The sequence below is a fragment of the Streptomyces hydrogenans genome (assembly GCF_014656075.1).
Taxonomy (GTDB): Bacteria; Actinomycetota; Actinomycetes; order Streptomycetales; family Streptomycetaceae; genus Streptomyces; species Streptomyces hydrogenans.
The window spans coordinates 46227-64141 of record NZ_BNBS01000004.1 but is presented as its reverse complement, the minus strand read 5'-3'; the positions used below and the strand labels follow the sequence as shown (position 1 = coordinate 64141).

Sequence of the window (17915 nt, the reverse complement as noted above, 5' to 3'; positions counted from 1 at the left end):
GTACATTCGATCCCTCAAACACGCTGATCTGAAACGTGGCAAGCCGGAGGGCGCGGCCTCGACGGCCGCCGTCCGTCCCGGTCGTCCCACGCCCCAGAAGGGAAAGCCATGAGCCCCACGCTGGCCGACGAGCTCCGCAGTCGGCTCGGAGAGCTGAGCCCGGCGGAGCGCAAGGTCGCCCGGGTGCTGCTGGCGGGGTATCCGTCCGCGGTCTTCGAGACGGTCGCCACGATCGCGGAGCGGGCGGGCGTGTCGGCACCCACGGTGCTGCGGTGCGCCTCCCGGCTGGGCTACCGGGGCTTTCCCGACCTCCAGGCCGCCCTCCGCGCCGAACTCGACGCCCGCAACGCCTCGCCGATCACGCTCTACACGGCCGCGGAGACCTCGAAGCACGAGCGGACGGAGGCTCCGCAGGACGCCGCCGCCACCCTGCTCGGCGAGCGCTCCTCGCTCGTGCGGCAGGCCGTCGGCCAGACCTTCGACGAGGTGGCCGCCCACGAGTTCGAGGAGGCCGTCGGCCTCCTCGCCGACCCCCGTCGTCGCGTGCACCTGGCGGGCGGACGCTTCACGCATCTGATGGCCGAGTACCTGGGCCTGCACCTGATGCAGTTCCGCGACCAGGTGGGCTTCCTGCCGCACAAGGACGTGGAGCGGACCTCCTACCTCACGCAGATCGGCCGACGCGACGTCACCGTCCTGTTCGACTACCGGCGTTACGAGGCCGACAAGACGCTGATCGCCGAACTGGCCCGGGAGCGGGGCGGCAAGGTCATCGTGTTCACCGATCCGTGGCTCTCACCCGCGGCCGCCCACGCGGACGTCGTGCTCATCACCCAGGTCTCGTCGGACTCCCCCTACGACAGCCTCGTGCCGGCCCTCGCGGTCGTCGAGGCGCTCGTCGCCGCCGTCCTCGACCGGATCGGCGGCAGCGGCCACGAGCGCATGAAGGAAGCGGAGAGGATCGCCCGGCGCACCGGTCTGCTGTGAGCGGACCGCGTGCCGCGGTCCGGTCGGCGACGCGAACGGAGCCGGCCCAGTCCTTGGGGTCGGCTCCGTGTCGTTCGGCCGGTCAGCGCGGCGCGATGTCGATCCGCAGGTCCACGAGGGTCCGGGCGGTGCGGGCGTCGTCGGTGAACGCGGCGAAACCGGGTGCCTTGGTGAAGGTCACGGTGAACCGCGGTCCGGTCTCGTAGGTCGTCGCGGTCGCGCTGTTCTGCGCGCGGGTCGCGGCGAGCGCCCCTGCGGTGGTCCGGAAGGCGTACGGGACGCCGTCGGGGTGGGCCGCGGAGTGGAAGACGTCGGTGTCGGCGGGCACGGGCTCCGTGCCGACGGGGCGCAGCAGCTGCTTGGCCGGGTGGACGCGCGGGGTCCAGGTGCGGGCGTCGTACCGGTCGCCGTCGGAGAGGTGGCTGTACCGGGCGCGGCGCAGGGTCCAGCCGTTCGCGGTGTCGTGCGCGCGGGCGTCACGCAGGTCGAGGACGGCGACGCCGTTCGGGCCGAGGACGGTCAGCTGCTCGTGCGGGGTGCCGGGGCGGTCGACGACGAGGGCGGTGTTCTCCTCCAGGGCGTAGACGCGGTCGTGGCCGGTGTCGGAGGCGAGGCGCAGGGCCCGGCCCTCGCGCCCGTAGGCGCCGGTGTGGGTGTCGACGAGCCCCGACCGGAGGAAGCCGAAGCCGCCCTCGGGGAGGTGGCCGAGGCGCGTCGGGTCGTCGAAGTAGCCGGGTGCGCTGCCGTCCCGGAGCCCCTCGTACGATTCGCCGCCGGTGACCATGTCGGGGCCTGAGGCGATCTGGGCGCCCGCGGAGGATCCGGCGACGACGGCGCCGTGGGCGAGCTTGGCGCGGATGGCGGCGAGGACCTTGGAGTCCCGGTGCTCCTCTCCTCGCAGGAGGGTGGTGACGTAGCGGTACTGGTCGCCGCCGCCGAAGAAGAAGCCGGTCATGGACTCGACCTGTGCGACGACGGCGTCGGATTCGGCGTTGGTGACGTGGTCGAGGTCGAGGGGGATCCACTGGGCGTCCGCGGCGCCGTGGCGCTTGAACAGGTCGGCGTAGTACGTGCCGTTGCAGGCGGAGTTGCTGCAGCGCTCGGGGTCGCCGGCGTAAGGGTCCTGGCTCTCGGGAACGGAGGCGGCCGTGATGATCCCGATGCGGGCGCCGGGGCCGCCGGCCCGCTTGACGATCTCGCCGTAGACCTGGGTGTTGCTCTCCTTCAGGCCCCCGCCGATGAGCACGAGGGAGCCCGTGCGGGCCGGGGCCGGCCCGTGTCCGGCGTGGGCGGGGGAGGCGCCGGTGAGGAGGGCGACGGAGAGGGCGCCGGCGAGGACGGTGCGGCGGGCGGGCAGGGGCGGAACGCGCATGGGGGGCCTCCGGTCGGTAGAGGGGTGGTGGGGGTTCGCGTGCCTGCCGGGCGCACCGGACACGTACCGGTCCGCCCGGCTCGGCCGGTGGGGGGCGGGGAGAACAGCGGCCCCGCGCGCCGGGGCGGTTCAGCCGCTGCCGGCCTCCCCGAGGGAGGCGATCAGGTCGGCGAGGAGGGCGATGCGCCGGGGGACGCTGGTGACGTCGAGCCACTCCTGGGGGGTGTGGTCGGCGCCTCCGACGGGCCCCAGGCCGTCGAGGACGGGGACTCCCGTGCCGGCGATGAGGTTGGCGTCGCCGACTCCGCCGGTGGCGGCGGCGCCCAGCTCGACGCCGGCCGCGCGCGCGGCGCGGCACGCGTGGTCGAACATGCGCCGGGAGGCGGGTGTGTCTTCCATGGGCGGGCAGAGGTCGAGCTGCTCGACCTCGACGGTGACGCCGGGGACACCGGGTTGGTCTGCGGCTTCGCGGATGGCCCGGGTGACGCGCTGGATGTCGGCCGTCGTGGCGGCGCGGACCTCGATGCGCAGTTCCGCCTGGGGGCAGACGATGTTGGCGCGGGTTCCGGCCCGCACGACGCCGACGTTGACCGTCACGTCGTCCCAGTGGCCGTTGAGGGCCTGGATGGCGACGGTGAGGTGGGCGGCGGCGAGGGCTGCGTTGGCCCCGCGCTCGGGTTCGATGCCGGCGTGGGCGGCCCGGCCGGTGACGGTGAGGCGGAAGTCGGCGACGCCCTTGCGGGCGATGACGAGGTCGCCGTTCTCCCGGGCGCATTCGAGGCCGAGCCCGAAGTGCGCGCCGACGGCCGTCGCCTCGATCAGCGGACGGCTGGCGGGCGAGCCGATCTCCTCGTCGGGGGTGGCGAGCAGGACCAGCTCGTCGTAGGCGTCGATGCCGCACTCGCCGAGGATCTCCAGGGCCGTGAGTCCGGCGAGCAGGCCGCCCTTGTCGTCGCTGACGCCGGGGCCGTACGCCGTGGAGCCCTCGATCCGGAAGGGGCGGGCGGCCGCGGTGCCGTTCTCGAAGACGGTGTCCATGTGGCCGGCGAGGAGGATCCTGCGGCCTCCCTCCGACTCGGGCAGTCCGCCGCGCTTGCGGCCGATGAGCGCGTCGCCGGATCGATGTCCGTCGGGCGCGGCCGGGAAGCGGACGCGTTCCACGTCGAAGCCGAGCCGTGCGAGCCGGCGTTCGATCCAGTCGGCGACCCGGTCGACGCCGTCGGCGTCGTAGGAGCCGGAGTCGATGGAGACGAGCTCCTCCAGGTCGCGCAGGTAGTCGGCGCGGCGGGCGCGGGCCAGGTCCAGGAGGTCGTGGAGCCTCTCCTGGCGGCGGGTGGGGGTGCTCACAGGACCTTGGACAGGAAGGCGCGAGTGCGCTCCTGCTCCGGGGCGACGAGCACGCGGCGGGGGTCGCCGGCCTCCACGACGACTCCTTCGTCCATGAAGACGGCCGTGTCGCCGACCTCGCGGGCGAAGCCGATCTCGTGGGTGACGACGACCATGGTCATGCCGTCGGCGGCGAGCCGCCGCATGACGTCCAGGACGTCTCCGACGAGCTCGGGGTCGAGGGCGGAGGTCGGCTCGTCGAAGAGCATCAGCTTGGGCTTCATGGCGAGCGCGCGGGCGATCGCGACGCGCTGCTGCTGGCCGCCGGACAGTTCGGCGGGGTAGTGGTGCCCGCGGTCTCCCAGACCGACCTGGTCGAGGAGGGCGTGGGCCTGCTCCCGGGCGCCGGCGCGGGAGACTCCCGAGACCTTGACGGGGGCCTCCATCACGTTCTCGACCGCGGTCATGTGCGGGAAGAGGTTGAAGCGCTGGAAGACCATGCCGATGTCGCGGCGGCGGTCGGCGACCTCGCGCTCGCGCAGCTCGTGGAGCTTGTTGCCCTGCTGGCGGTAACCGACGAGCTCCCCGTCGACGGTGAGCCGGCCGCCGTCGACCTTCTCCAGGTGGTTGATGCAGCGCAGGAAGGTCGACTTGCCCGAGCCGGAAGGGCCGAGGAGGCAGCAGACCTGGCCGCGCTCCACGGTGAGGTCGATGCCCTTGAGGACCTCCAGCCTCCCGAAGTGCTTGCGTACGCCTTCGGCGCGCACCATGGGGGTGCTCATCGGTTCTGCTCCTTGCTGTTCTTGCCGAGCCGCTCCACCGCGCCGCCGAGCAGGCGCCGGAAGGGCGAGACGTGTGCGGCGCGGGTGGTCCCGCGGCCGTAGCGCCGTTCCAGCCAGGCCTGGGGCACGCTGAGGAGGGTGACGAGGGCCAGGTACCAGATGCTGGCCACGACCAGCATGGGGATGACCTGGTAGTTCTGGGCGTACACGTCCTGGATGTTCGACATCAGGTCGTGGGCGGAGATGACCGAGACGAGTGCGGTCATCTTGAGCATGTTGATGGTCTCGTTGCCCATCGGCGGGATGATCACGCGCATGGCCTGGGGCAGCACGATCCGGCGCATGGTGAGCGCGGGCCGCATGCCGAGCGAGTGCGCGGCCTCCGCCTGGCCGGGGTCGACGGACTGGATGCCGGCGCGGACGATCTCCGAGGCGTAGGCCGCCTCGTTCAGGCCGAGGGCCAGGAGGGCGGCGATCGCCGGTGTCAGCAGCGCGTTGGTCTCGGCCTGGAAGAACGTGATGTCGGTGAAGGGGACGCCGATCTTGACGTACGTGTAGAGCGCGGCGGCGTATCCCCAGAAGATGATCTGGACGAGCAGCGGGGTGCCGCGGAAGACCCAGACGAACGCGTTGGCCAGGCCGTACAGCACGGGGCTGGACGAGAGCCGCATGACGGCGATCAGCGTGCCGAGGGCCAGACCGAGCAGCATGGCGGCGGCGGTCAGCCAGAGGGTCGTCGCGAGCCCGTCGAAGATGAGGTCGGCGAAGAGGTGGTCGCCGACCACGTCCCAGTGGAGGTTGTCGTTCTTGGCGAGGGAGCCGATCAGTCCGACGAGGGCGAGGACCGAGGCGACGGCCGCGATCCAGCGCGCGTAGTTGCGGACGGGGACGATGTCGAGTTCCCGGGTGGGAGGCTGGTCCGTGGCGGTGCTGCTCTGCGGGACCTTGGTCGTGCCGGCCATCTCTAGTCCACCGCCGCGTTCTTGGTGGCTTCCTTCACCGCGATCGACGTGACGCCGTACTCGTTGTAGATCTTGACCACGGTGCCGTCGTCGATCAGGGACTGCAGCGCCTTCTGGATGGCGTCCGTCAGCTCGGGCAGCTGCTTGCTGACCGCGATGCCGTTGGGCGAGGCGTTGTAGCCGCCCGGGGCGGCGGGGTCCTCGACGAGGTCGAAGGCCTTGCCGCCGTCGGCCGTCTTGGCGACCCAGCCGGCGGCGGGCTTGGTCAGCACCTGGGCGACGACCTTGCCGGAGCGCAGCGCGAGCTGGGCGTCGGAGTCCTTGGGGAAGGTCTGGATGTCCACCTTCCCCTTGCCCGCCTTCGCGCAGGCGTCCTGGTGGGACTTCAGCAGGTCGAGCTGGTTGGTCGCGGCCTGGACGGCGACCTTCCGTCCGCACAGGTCGTCGAGGGTGGTGACCTTCGCCGGGTTGCCGTCGCCGACGAGGATGCCCGAGCCGGACTGGGAGTAGTCGACGAAGTCGACGACCTTCTGGCGCTCCTCGTTGTCCGTGATGGCGGACATCGCCACGTCGAACTTGCCGGCCTGGAGGGCGGGGACGATGCCGTCGAACTTCTGCGGGGAGAAGGCGAAGGTCACGCCGAGCTTGGCGCCGAGTGCCTGGCCGAGGTCGTAGTCCAGACCGGTCAGCTCGGTCCCGCCCTCCTTCACGTACATCTCGAAGGGCGGGTAGGGCACGTCCGTCGCGACGCGCACCTCGCCGGCCTTCTTGATCTTCTCGGGGAGCAGGTCGTGCAGCTGCTGGTCCTTCACGATCTCCACACCGCCGATGACGGCCTTGCCCGACGGGGCGGCGGGCTCGTCGCCGCCGCAGGCGGACAGGGACAGGAGCATGATCGCCGCGACGGCGGCGGCGGCCGCGGGGCGTGCGATAAGAGCGTTCATCGCCTGGAACCTCTCGGTGGTCATCTGCCGGCGGAGTCTGACCGCCAGGCACTGCTGCGAAATTACAGATGAACCACTGTGGTGGCTAGATGTAAGACCCATTACGTTCATGTAACGAGAGTCCAGACCCCGGTTTTAGGGTGATTCGGTGGCTTATGGCGTGCATGGATGACTCGATTGCGAGGGGCCTGCCGCTGTTCCGGACGTACATCTTCCCCATCAAGGCCGTTACTTGTATGTTCCGCTACCAACCCCGCAGCCCTCGTCCGACGGCCGCGGCATCGAGCCCCCTTCTCAGGAGTGCGCATGACACACCGTTCCTTCAGGGCCCCTGCGGCAGCCGCCGTCGTCCTCGCCGTGATGGCCTCCGTGCTGATGGCGCATCAGCCGGCGCAGGCGGCGGCCGACCGCATCCGGCTCGGCAGCGCGTCCGACGTCAGCCGCAGCACGTGGAACGGTCCGGCGTTCACGATGAACGGGGCCGGCGGCATCGTGACGGCCTCGATGACCCGGGCCATCGACGAGATCCGCGGCGGCGCCGGGAGTCTCGACGTGGTCGTCCTGGCCGGCTCGGCACCGACGTCGGGCAGCAGGACTCCGGAGTGCGACACGATCACGGGACTGGCCGGCGTCAACTCCTGTACGACATGGACGCTGACGACGGCGTCCGACGGCGACAACGGCCAGATGAACACGGACGTCCGCAACGCCGAGTTCGTCTACTTCGCCGGCGGCGACCAGTGCCGCTACGCCGCGTGGAAGGGAACCGCCCTGGAGGCCTCCGTCGAGGCGGTCGTCGCCAAGGGCGGTGGTTCCGGCGGCGGCAGCGCGGGCCACCACATCAACAGCCCGATCGTCTACGACGCCTGCAACGGCAGCGTCACCAGCGCGGAAGCCCTCGCCAACCCCTACGACCGGTACGTCAGCTTCACCACCGGCATGTTCGCGTGGGCGAACTACGGGGCGGTCATCAACGACTCCCACTTCGTGACCCGCGACCGCATGGGCCGCACCATGTCCTTCCTGGCGCGTGCCGTGAAGGACGGCCTCGCGCCCGGCGGCTCCGCCTGGGGCGTCGGCGTGGAGGAGGGCGGCGGGTCCCTGTTCCTCGACCGCAACGGCATGGCGACGCAGTACGGCAAGGACGCCTACGTCGTCCTCGCCGACCACCAGCCGGAGCAGGCGGTGGAGAGGAAGCCGCTCACCTACAGCGGCTTCAAGATCTGGCGCCTGACGCCGGGCTCCACCTTCGACTTCAAGAACCGCCCCACCTGCGGCTACTACCTGCGCAGCGTCACGAACGGCGTGACCGACGCCAACCTCTACAGCGGGACGCCCGTGACCGATTGCGGCACCCAGGGCGGCGGCGGGTCCACGATCGCGGAGAGCGAACCCAACGACACCCGCGACACGGCCGACGACGCCACCGCGCTCGCCTCGCCCGGCACCCTGACGGGCGGCATGAAGTCAACCACCGACCGCGACTACTTCAAGGTCTCGGTGGCGGCCGGCCAGACCGTCTCGGTGAACTGCGCCGTGCCCACCGCCTACGACGCCGACGTGTACTGGCTCGACGCGAACGGCAGCACCCTGACCCGGTCCGTGAACGACGGGGCGGGCGCCGACGAATCCCTGTCGTTCACCAGGACGGCGACCGGAACGGGGACCTACCACCTCGACGTGGAGGCCTACAGCGGCTCCGGCACGGCCGCCTACGCCTGCACCCTCACCAGAAGCTGAGACGGCCGACCCCCGCGGGGCCCTCGCACACGCGCCATGGCCCCGCGGGCGTCCCGCACCGCACACCACGTATCGCACGTCAGGTTCCGGCCGGGACTCGGCTCGGCCGGGACCTGACGTGCCGCGGCTCGCCGGGGTTCAACTCGGCCGGGCGAGGCGCCACGGATCGAGCAGCTCGTCGAGTTCGTCGTGGGTGAGGAGCCCGTCCCGCGCGGCGAGCTCCCGGACGGGAACCCCCGACTCGCGGCACTCCCGCGCCAGGGCCGTGGACCGCTGGTAGCCGATGACCGGGTTGAGCGCGGTGGCGAGGCCGGAGCTCCGCTCCACCAGGGCGCGCAGGCGCTCCTCGTCGGCCTCGATGCCGGCGACGCAGCGCTCGGCCAGGAGCCGGCAGGCGGCGGCAAGCCGGTTCGCGGAGTTGAGCAGGTGGTGGACCATGAGGGGTTCGAAGGCGTTCAGCTGGAGCTGACCCGCCTGGGCCGCCGCGCAGACGGCGGCGTCCGCGCCGAGGACGTCGAAGCAGACCTGGTTCACGGCCTCGGGCATCACCGGATTCACCTTGCCCGGCATGATGCTCGACCCCGCCTGGAGCTCCGGCAGCCGGATCTCGCCGAGGCCCGCCCCCGGACCCGAGGCGAGCAGCCTGAGGTCGTTGCAGATCTTGGACAGCCGTACGGCGAACTGGCGGAGGGCGCCGGAGAGGCGGACGAATCCGCCGATGCCCTGCGTGCTCTCCACCAGGTCGCGGGCGGGCCGGACCGGCACGGACGCGACGGTCGCGAGGTGTGCGACGGCCTGCCGGGCGAAGCCCGCGTCGGCGTTGAGGCCGGTACCGATCGCGGTGCCCCCCAGGTTCACTTCCAGGAGGGAGGCGGCGGCCAGGCCGATCAGGTCGGCGTCGTCCCGTACGGTGAGCGCGAAGGCGTCGAACTCCCGGCCCAGCGTCATGGGCACGGCGTCCTGCAACTGGGTGCGCCCCAGCTTCACCGTCTTCGCGAAGTGCCCGCCCCGGTCGCCGAAGGCGTCGCGCAGTACGGTCATCGCGTCGAGCAGCCGCCCCGCGGCGGCGTACACCGCCAGCTTGGCCGCCGTGGGATACACGTCGTTGGTGCTCTGGGAGCGGTTCACGTCGTCGTTGGGGTGCAGGTGCTCATGGGCGCCGCGCGGGTGCCCCAGGATTTCGAGCGCCCGGTTGGCGACGACTTCGTTGGCGTTCATGTTCGCCGAGGTGCCCGCGCCGCCCTGGAAGACGTCCACGACGAATTGCTCGTGGAGACGACCCGCACCGATCTCCCGGCACGCCGCCACGACGGCACGGGCCCTTTCCTCGGGAAGGGTCCCCAGTTCCAGGTGGGTCAGCGCGGCCGCCTCCTTCACCGCGGCCAGCGCGACGACGAGTTCGGGATGCGACGAGAGCGGAATGCCCGTGAGGGGGAAGTTCTCCAGTGCGCGCAGGGTGTGAATGCCCCAGTACACGTCTTCCGGCACTTCTCGCACACCGATGAGATCGCGCTCTTCGCGTCGCATGTCCGCCCCTCGCTGTCGGCTCGGGCGGCTCGCGCGCCACCCGCCGGTAAGTATCATCCATTACAGATGGAGTGTGCAACAGCTCTGAAGAATCACACGTTACGAACGCGGGGCGAGCGCGGTCGCCCGCGCTCCGAGCCGTACGGGTGAGCGGGACCGGTCAGCCGATGGCGATCCGGTCGACCAGGAAGACGGTCGACAGGTAGGCGTCTTCGGTGCCGGTGAACTCCGGCTTCGCCGTCCGGCTCTTGCGGGCGGAAAGGTCGACGGTCTTCTGGACGTGTCCGGAGCTCGCGTCGGCGTTGGAGCAGGTGGCCAGGGTGGTGCCGTCGACCTTGACGCCGAGGGTGTCGTAGGCGGTGGAGCCGGACTCCTGGGTCGTGACCCTCAGTCAGAAGGTGAGCTTCGGGGTGCCGGTGGAGGGCCGCCCAGACGGTCGACAGCCGGCTGCGCAGAGTGCCGGGCCGTCACGTCCGCAGACTGCTCGAAGTCCTCGTCTCGGTCACCACCACCGCCGACCTCGACCGCTACTCCATGCACGCCTTCATCGAGGCGGTCCGCCACCAGGGCGGTCTGGCGGCGATGCTGTCCACGAGCGGCGGAGCCCAGGAGAGTCTGATCACCGAGGGCGCCGGCACGCTGACGGAACGACTCGCCGCCGACCTGGGGGAGCGGGTGCTGACCGGTCGACGGGTCACCTCGATCCACCGGGACGACGACGGAGTGACCCTCCGTACGACGGCCGGAGCCGTCCGGGCCGTCGGGGCGATCATCACCGTCCCGCCCCCCATGTCGGCCCGGATCGCCTACGACCCCCCTCTGCCCCCGAGCAGAACAGCGGTCGAGCAGCACACGTACATGGGATCGGTGTACAAAGCGATCGCGGTCTACGAACGCCCGTTCTGGAGGCAGGGGAAGGCGCACGCCGAGTTCATGCTCCTGGCCCACCCCGGCGGAGCCGTGTTCGACACCACGCCGCCCGGCGGGCCGGGGCACCTGTGCGTCCTCGTCGCCGGTGCGGAAGCCAGGGAACTCGACGGCATGGACGTCGCGGGGCGGCGCCGGGCGCTGCTCGGGCAGCTCGTTCCGCACATCGGCCCGCAAGCTCTGGCTCCCGCCGGCTGGCACGAGAAGTCATGGCATCTCGATGAGCACGTCGGAGGCGGTTACGCGGCACTGGCGATCCCCGGAACCACCGACGGGTACCTCCCCATGCCGTCCGCGCCGGTCGGCGCCCTCCACTGGGGCGGGACCGAAACCGCGAACGAGCACGCCGGATACATCGAAGGCGCCATCGAATCCGGCGAGCGCGTCGCCCGCGAAGTGCTCCGGAGCCTGGGGCGCACCGCGACGTGAGGACACGCGGACGGGTCCGTGGCGACGAGGCAGGGTCACGAGACGTCGAGGGGGCCCGTCAGCAGGCGTCGGGCCGTGGCGAGGTCGCCGGCGGTCAGCGAGGTGCCGCCGGGTGCCGGGTGCGGGAGGCTCGGGTCCGGTGCGGCGGCGAGCGCGTTCATCTGGTCGTCCATCGAGGCGATGGTCAGGTCGGAGAGGACCCAGCCCAGCGGTGCCGTCACCTGGGGCTGGGAGCGGGGGGCGACGAGGAAGCTCCGGACGTCCACGGGCCTCGTACGGCCGGCCGAGACCTTCGTGTCCGGGCCGAGGCCGGGCAGCGGTCCGGAGAACCGCATGAGGGCGGCCTGCTGGAGGGTGGTCGAACGCGCGGCGACCTCGGCGGCCTTCAGACCGGTGAGGGGGGCGAGCAGTTCGTCCGCGGGGACGAGCGCGGGCTCGGGCGTCTCGACGGAGTAGTGGTTGTCGAGGAACACCAGGAGCGGGACGACGTACCGCGTGCCGGCGCCCTCGGCCGTGCCGACCCGCCGGTTGTGGTCCGCGACGGCGGGTTCGACGGCGCTCCAGAGCTCCAGGAGCGCGGCGATGCCGCTGCCCTCCAGATTGCCGCCGTCGATGGACGAGACGGACTCGGCCACTCGCTCGGCGTCGCCTCCGGCGCCGTTCCCGCGGGGGACGCACCGGTACATCGTGCCGCTGGGCGAGACGTACGCGAAACGTGCCGAGAGGTGGGCGGCGGTGGACACGCGGAGCCCGGCGTCGTCGGTGCGGCAGTCCGCCGGGTCGGTGTACCCGAGGGCGTCGATGGTCGCGGTGGTGAACTGGGGGTCGGAGGCCGGGCGGGAGACCACCGCCTTCCGGCAGCGGAGACCTCCGTCACCGGTCGCCCCGCCGGCCGTCCGGTGCGCGGAGACCGCGATCCGGCATCCCGAGCGCACGTCCGTGCCGTTCAGGATGAGGACCGGACCGGATGCGGCCGCCCGGTCCCGTCCGTGCGGCGGGTGTCCGGTGACGGTGAAGTAGTCCTTCTCCCAGGCGTTGTCCGCTCCTGGCCAGGAACGTTCCCAGGCGCGCTCGAAGACCGAGGCGCGGTCGCCGACCACCTGGTCGAGCATGCGGTTCATGCCGTGGAACGCGCGGGTGCCGTCCCGGTAGAGCAGAGCGGCGACGTTCGCGGCGAGGGCGTCCTCGTCGGCGAGCCGGCGGACGATCTCCCGGCTCCGCGCGGGCGCGGTGGGGTCGGCCTCGACGGCGGGGCCGGATCGTGCGCCGGGGGCCGCCGCCCCGGGGGCGGGGTCCTGGGGCGTGTCACCGCCCGCGCCGGGCGCGCGACCGGAGAGGGCGTACGCGGAGAAGCCGAGGCTGCCGCCGGACACGCCGCTGAGCCCGAAGACCGAGGGCGTGGTGCAGGGGGACGCCTCGGTGAGCCGGTCCATTCCGGAGCTGGTCCAGTACGCGGCCCGGATGCCGCCGCCGGCCGCCGCCACGAAGAGCATGGGGAGCGCGTTGCCCGTGGTCTCTTCGGGCAGCCCGTCCCGGCACTTCGCGGCGTCTTCGTACCAGTCCGCGAACTCGGCTCGGGAGGAGAAGGACGGGGGAGACGTGGGCGCCGGGGCGCCCGGGGCCTTGAGGCGTACCGCGTGGTAGACGCCCGTGGTGTCGAGCATCGACTGGGTGACCAGGACGGCGAGGACCGGCAGCCAGATCGGGGTGGAACGAAAGCGCAGGGCGCGGAACGCCCGGTACGGCATCCGGGTCTCCGCGCGGCGGACGAAGGCCGCGCACAGGAGGACGACCGTGGTGAGGAAGAGGGAGAGGACACCGAGGGTACGCAGCCGGGAGCCCCAGCCCAGGGGGTCCACCGCGGTGAGGACGCCGAAGAAGGCGGTCACGGCGAGGAGCACCCCGCCGGTGATCATCGGCACCAGCTCGCGGCGGCTCGTCGCACCCGAGGTCGGGGTCCCGTCGGCCGCTCCGAAGAGGATTCGGTCCCACCACCAGAGGAAGGCGTGGAGGGCGGGCGGGACGACCAGGGAGAGGACGACTCCGGCCCAGAAGCAGAACCGCAGGCCGCCGGTGGAGACACCGGCGCCTTCGACGAGCGAGCCGAGGAGGACGGGGCGGGCGAAGGAGCGGACCAGACCGAGCGAGGCGATCAGCAGCGGCATGATCGTGAGCGCGCGTCCGATGCCCTCGACGCGGCCGCGGTTCCAGGTCGGTGGCCGCACGACGCCGGGCGCGGGCCCGGGCCCGCGCACGAACAGACCGGCGAGGGCCGTCACCAGCGCGATCAGGGGAATCGCCAGGGCTCCGAACTTCTGGTTCCAGTGCTGCGCGGAGAAGACCGGCCAGAAGCAGCAGACGACGAGCAGCGTGGCGCCGAACACCGCCAGGGGAACGGCGATTCCGTGAGCCCTGCGGCGCTCGCCCGGCTCACCGTCGAGGAGCGCCCACCGCCCGGCGACCCACAGGGCGAGGCTCAGCCCGAGCAGGGTGATCACCGGCCCGACGACGTCACCGGCCCGGAACGGGTCCTCCCCCTGGTGGACCCAGGCCCGCTGGATGTCGGGGAACTGCTCCAGCGGCCCGCCGCCGGGCAGCACCACCAGCGCCGCCAGACAGGCCACGGCGACGAGCTGGACCCGGTGCCGCGTCCAGGACCGGGTGGAGGCGGAGAAGCCGCACTGCCACCGGATGAACCACCGCGTCAGACGGACCGGCAGGACGTCGACCACGAGGACCGCCACCGCCAGGAAGACCGCGGCCCCGAGGGCGAGCCACTTGAACCAGGACAGCACCGTGACGGCCCACGCCCAGGCACTCAGTCCGCCCCCACCGCTCAGACCCGCGTGGACGAGCCCGCCGGTCGTGGCCGTCTCGGCCAGGTCGGCGAGGAGGTACAGCAGCACCAGGACCTTGACGAGACCGTCCGGGCACGGAACGGCCCTGGACGTGCCCTGCTCCTTCCGCAGGCCCAGGACGCGGTGCAGGAGCTTGTACAGGCCGAAGGCGAGGGCGGGAGCGAAGAAGACGAAGTCGAGGGCGAGGTGGAGGGCGAGCCACCCGGCCAGATGTGCCTCGCCGCTCGACGCGTCCGGGGACGCCTGTCCGGCCCAGGCGGTCCACGCCCTGATCGCGTCGATCCGCTCGCCGGGATCGACCGGGAGAAGACCGGGCGGGCCGGTGAGGGCACCCATGTCGTAGGAGAAGTGGCCACCTGTCGAGAGGGTTCCCAGCAGCTGCGAGATCTCGCTCATCACCAGGAGGGACCCCGCCGCGAGGGTCGGTACCCACCATCTCCAGCCCCACCGCCAGGCCCGCCCCGCCCCCTGTACGGCTGCCGCCACCGGATTGCTCATGCTCACGACGTGCGCAGAGGACGAGGCCCCCCGCGCGCGACACGCTCGAAACCGGAAGGAGGTTCATGCGTATGGCACGGCGCCCGTGAGGGGCGCTCCGGCCGGGGGCGTACGGGATGCCTCCGCGTCTGAGGGGGCGCTCCGGTCGGGTGCGTACGGGATGCCTCCGCGTCATCGCCCGGCGAGTGCGACGCTCACCCCGCCCGGTGGGTCACGGGGTCAGCCACCTGCGCAGGAGGCGGCTGACGGCCGGCATCGAGACGTACGTCATGAGGATGTTGAAGACGCAGGCGGTGACCGCGCTGCCGAGGAGAAGGGGGACGCCGGTGAGGCGGGGGGTGAGGAAGAGGCCGCCGAGGACGGAGATCGGGTAGATCGCGACGGTCGCGCTCACGGCCATCTTCCAGCGGGGCGGCGCGGGCCGGGTGGAGCCCGGCTCGGCGAACCACGTCTCCATGCCGGTCAGCTTCCGCCGGGCGATCTCGGTGTGGTGGTGCCCCTCGCAGTCGGCGAACCAGGCCGCGCGCTCGGGGGACTCCTGCCAGGTCCGGCAGGCTTCCGCGTCCCGGAAGCGGTGCACGAGGAACCAGGGGGCGTCGCCGCCGGAGGAGCGGAACAGGCCGTAGCCGAGGTGGCCGGGGAAGGTCGCGGCTGTGTCGAGGATGCCCTGCGCCCAGCGCTGGAACGAGGCTTCGTGACCGGGCTCCACCCGGCGGGCTATCAGCAGGGTCACCTCGCCGGTGTCGGCCGGGACGGTGGCGTGCTCAAGGCTGACGGCGGTCAACACAGACTCCTCGTGATCTCACCGCGCCCAGCCGTACTGTACGCGCCCGCCTCCGCCCGGCCGCGACAGGACAGGCCCCGGCGCCTGAGGTATGCCTTTTACGTGTGCCCCCATCGGCGAGACCGTGTCTCCCGCCCGTCGCGGCGCGGCGGGCGGCGGTTCCTCCTCGCCGTGCCGTTCGGGCTGATCGCGGCGGTCACGGTGGTGGACCTCCTGGTCCCGCCCGAGGTGCACCTCGGGCCGTTCCTGATCGCCGCGCCCGCCGTGACGGCCTCCTTCGCGGGAGCCCGGATGACGGCCTTCGTGGGGGCCGTCGCGGTCCTCGCGCAGACGGTGGTGTCGTTGGCGCGGACGAGCGTCACGGACCTCAACCACGCGTACCAGATCGTCGCCCTCGTCCTGATCTCGGTCATCGCGACCCTCTTCGCCCACCTGCGGGAACGCGACGAGAGCCGGATGGCGCGCCTGCGCTCCATCGCGCACGCCGCGCAGAGCGTCGTCCTGCCGCCCCTGCCCGAGCGGGCCGGACCGCTGCGGATCGCCTCGGTGTACCTCGCGGCCGAGGAGGAGGCGCAGATGGGCGGGGACCTGTACGCCGCCGCCCGTACGGGATCGGGGACCCGGCTGATCATCGGCGACGCCCGGGGCAAGGGGCTCGACGCGATCAGCGAGGCGTCGCTGGTCCTGGGCGCCTTCCGGGTCACGGCCCGCCGCGAGCCGGGGCTGCCGGAGCTGGTGGCCCAGCTGGAGGCGGGGGTCGGCCCGGCGGAGCGGCACGGGGCGGCGCGGCCCGGTGCCGACGGCGTGCCCGACGGGGCGGACGAGGCGTTCGTCACCGCCCTCGTGCTCGACGTCCCCGACCGCGAACCGGTGCTGCGCCTCGTGAACTGCGGCCACCCGCCGCCCCTGCTCCTGAGCGGGGGACGCGTCATCCCCCTCGAAGGGGCCGGTACGTGTCCTCCGCTGGGGCTCGCGGACGTCCTCGCGGCGGACGTGACGGTCGAGACCTTCCCCTTCGGCGAGGGGGACGTCCTGCTCCTCCACACGGACGGGGTGACCGAGGCCCGGGACGCTTCCCGCGCCTTCTACCCCCTGACGGAACGGCTCACCGCCTGGGCGGACGCCGGGGACGACCCGCGGTACCTGCTGGACCGGCTGCGGGCCGACCTCCAGGCGTACGCGGGCGGCCATCTCGGCGACGACGCGGCGCTCGTCGCGGTGCGGCGCGCCGGCGGCACGGAGACGGAGCGCGGGTGACGGAGCGCCGGTGACGGGGCGCGGGCGACCGGACGTCCGTGGCGATGGCGGTGGTCGTGGCGACCGGGCCGGCTCGGGTTCCGGGCCCGGCGTGCCGTCGGATCAGCCCGGCGGTGCGAGCCCGTCGGAGGGAGAGCGCGGGCCGTCCGGGGCGTCCGGGCCGTCCGCCGGTACGGGTTCCACCACCGGGACCCGGAGCGGGGCGCGGAAGGACAGCAGCCCGAGGACGGGAGCGCGGTCCGCTTCGGGCGCGAGCCGCAGGGCGGGCAGGTGCCGGGCGGCCGCGCGGAGTGCCACGGCCGCCTCCGTACGGGCGAGGGAGGCGCCGGGGCAGCGGTGCCGTCCGACGCCGAAGGCGAGGTGGAGGCGTCCGTTCGCCCGGTCGGGCAGCATCCGGCCGGGATCGTCGAAGACCTCCGGGTCGGAACCGCTGCCCATCAGCATCAGCAGCAGTTCGGCGCCGGCGGGGAGGGCGACGCCGCCCAGCTCCACCGGGTGTGCGGTCACGCGGCGCCACGAGGTGACGGGCGGCTCCCGCCGCAGCACCTCGTCGACCCACGCACCGGCCAGGCCCTCCTCGTGGCCGGTCCGCGGCCACAGTCCCGGTTCGGCGAGGGCGCGGTGCAGGACGGTGGAGATGAGCTGGCCGGTCGTGGACTGCCCGGCGACGAAGACGAAGAAGCAGGCGCTGACCACGGTCCGCGGATCGACCGGTGTCCCGTCGGGCAGCCGGTGGCGGTTCAGCGCGCCGACGAAGCTGTCGGCCGGTGCGGTCCGATCGCCGACGAGGGCCGTCAGCCAGGTGTGGAACTCCGCGACCAGCACGGCCAGTTCGCGCTGCCGTTCCGGGGACGGCCGCCCCCAGAAGAGCTCCAGCGAGGCGTCGCTCCAGCGCACCAGCGTGCCGGCGTCGAGGCCCTCGACGCCGAGGAGTTCCATCATGACCCGGCACGGCAGCAGGTGCGCGAAGGCGGGGAAGAGGTCGCCGCGTCCGGTGGCGTCCAGTTCCGCCCGTACCGTCCCGAGCAGCTCGCCGGCCACCCGCTCGATCACCGGGACCGAGGCAGCCACCCGCCGGGCGTTGAAGAAGCGCGTGACGACCCGGCGCAGTCCCGGGTGGCTCTCGGTCGCGTTGTTGGCGAGCGCCGGGCCCAGCCGGAAGCCGGCCCGGGCCAGGATCCGCAGCGCCGGGACGCCGAGCGGCGTGATCGCGTGCTGGGCGTTGTCCGGGCGGAACGCGGCCGGATCGAGCAGCACCCGGCGGATGTCCTCGTACCGGCTGACCAGCCACAGTCCGGTGGCGGGGTCGTGGTGGACCGGAGCGTCGGCCCGCAGCCGGTCCAGGCGGGGGTACGGGTCGCGGACGAAGTCCTCGCCGAACAGGTCGAGGAGCCCCAGTGGCCCGAGCGCGTCGTCCCGGCCCGCGTGGTCGTAGGGGCAGGTGCCGACCGTACCGGCGGGGGAGAGGGCCACGTCAGGGGCGGAAGTCACGGGGGCGGACGCTAGCACGCGCGGGGGTGCG

Annotated in this window: 13 protein-coding genes; 4 read left to right on the top strand and 9 right to left on the bottom strand. The window is 72.6% G+C overall.

The genetic code is table 11. The features are described from left to right. Positions 1–108 precede the first annotated feature (108 nt). The gene (locus IE321_RS03280; protein WP_190221665.1) at positions 109–987 is read left to right on the top strand and encodes a MurR/RpiR family transcriptional regulator; all 879 of its coding nucleotides are present in this window, start codon (positions 109–111) and stop codon (positions 985–987) included. Between the two features lie 82 nt (positions 988–1069). Here the strand turns inward: IE321_RS03280 and IE321_RS03275 are convergent, their stop codons facing one another. The 5 genes from IE321_RS03275 to IE321_RS03255 all read right to left on the bottom strand — a co-directional run bounded on the left by IE321_RS03275 (position 1070) and on the right by IE321_RS03255 (position 6397). Beyond that, complete coding sequence (locus IE321_RS03275) at positions 1070–2359, bottom strand: cyanophycinase (protein ID WP_190221664.1); 1290 nt, start codon at positions 2357–2359, stop codon at positions 1070–1072. Between the two features lie 129 nt (positions 2360–2488). Next, positions 2489–3706, bottom strand: a complete 1218-nt coding sequence (locus tag IE321_RS03270; RefSeq protein ID WP_190221663.1) for a M20 family metallopeptidase — start codon at positions 3704–3706, stop codon at positions 2489–2491. Beyond that, positions 3703–4455, bottom strand: a complete 753-nt coding sequence (locus IE321_RS03265) for an amino acid ABC transporter ATP-binding protein (protein ID WP_190221730.1) — start codon at positions 4453–4455, stop codon at positions 3703–3705. Before IE321_RS03265 ends, IE321_RS03270 begins: the two co-directional genes overlap by 4 nt. Positions 4456–4463: 8 nt before the next feature. After that, positions 4464–5429: an amino acid ABC transporter permease gene (locus tag IE321_RS03260; protein ID WP_190221662.1), complete on the bottom strand. Its 966-nt coding sequence runs from the start codon at positions 5427–5429 to the stop codon at positions 4464–4466. Between the two features lie 2 nt (positions 5430–5431). Then, positions 5432–6397, bottom strand: a complete 966-nt coding sequence (locus tag IE321_RS03255; protein ID WP_226653037.1) for an ABC transporter substrate-binding protein — start codon at positions 6395–6397, stop codon at positions 5432–5434. A 282-nt stretch (positions 6398–6679) separates the two neighbouring features. Between IE321_RS03255 and IE321_RS03250 the strand changes: the two genes are divergently transcribed. Further along, positions 6680–8113, top strand: coding sequence for a pre-peptidase C-terminal domain-containing protein (locus IE321_RS03250; protein WP_226653038.1), 1434 nt, complete (start codon positions 6680–6682; stop codon positions 8111–8113). Between the two features lie 138 nt (positions 8114–8251). On the opposite strand, the gene IE321_RS03245 is transcribed toward IE321_RS03250, so the two are convergent. After that, complete coding sequence (locus IE321_RS03245) at positions 8252–9640, bottom strand: aspartate ammonia-lyase (RefSeq protein ID WP_190221661.1); 1389 nt, start codon at positions 9638–9640, stop codon at positions 8252–8254. 456 nt (positions 9641–10096) lie between these two features. Here IE321_RS03245 and IE321_RS03240 point away from each other — a divergent pair, with 456 nt between their 5' ends. Beyond that, on the top strand, positions 10097–10996 hold the full coding sequence (locus IE321_RS03240) for a flavin monoamine oxidase family protein (protein WP_226653039.1): 900 nt from the start codon (positions 10097–10099) through the stop codon (positions 10994–10996). A gap of 35 nt (positions 10997–11031) precedes the next feature. Here the strand turns inward: IE321_RS03240 and IE321_RS03235 are convergent, their stop codons facing one another. Next, positions 11032–14250: a hypothetical protein gene (locus IE321_RS03235; protein WP_229916293.1), complete on the bottom strand. Its 3219-nt coding sequence runs from the start codon at positions 14248–14250 to the stop codon at positions 11032–11034. Between the two features lie 313 nt (positions 14251–14563). Then, complete coding sequence (locus tag IE321_RS03230; protein ID WP_229916291.1) at positions 14564–15139, bottom strand: antibiotic biosynthesis monooxygenase; 576 nt, start codon at positions 15137–15139, stop codon at positions 14564–14566. 168 nt (positions 15140–15307) lie between these two features. On the opposite strand from IE321_RS03230, the gene IE321_RS03225 reads away from it, so the two are divergent. Continuing rightward, the gene (locus IE321_RS03225; protein WP_226653040.1) at positions 15308–16393 is read left to right on the top strand and encodes a PP2C family protein-serine/threonine phosphatase; all 1086 of its coding nucleotides are present in this window, start codon (positions 15308–15310) and stop codon (positions 16391–16393) included. A 102-nt stretch (positions 16394–16495) separates the two neighbouring features. Here the strand turns inward: IE321_RS03225 and IE321_RS03220 are convergent, their stop codons facing one another. Continuing rightward, the gene (locus tag IE321_RS03220; RefSeq protein ID WP_226653041.1) at positions 16496–17884 is read right to left on the bottom strand and encodes a cytochrome P450; all 1389 of its coding nucleotides are present in this window, start codon (positions 17882–17884) and stop codon (positions 16496–16498) included. Positions 17885–17915 lie beyond the last annotated feature (31 nt).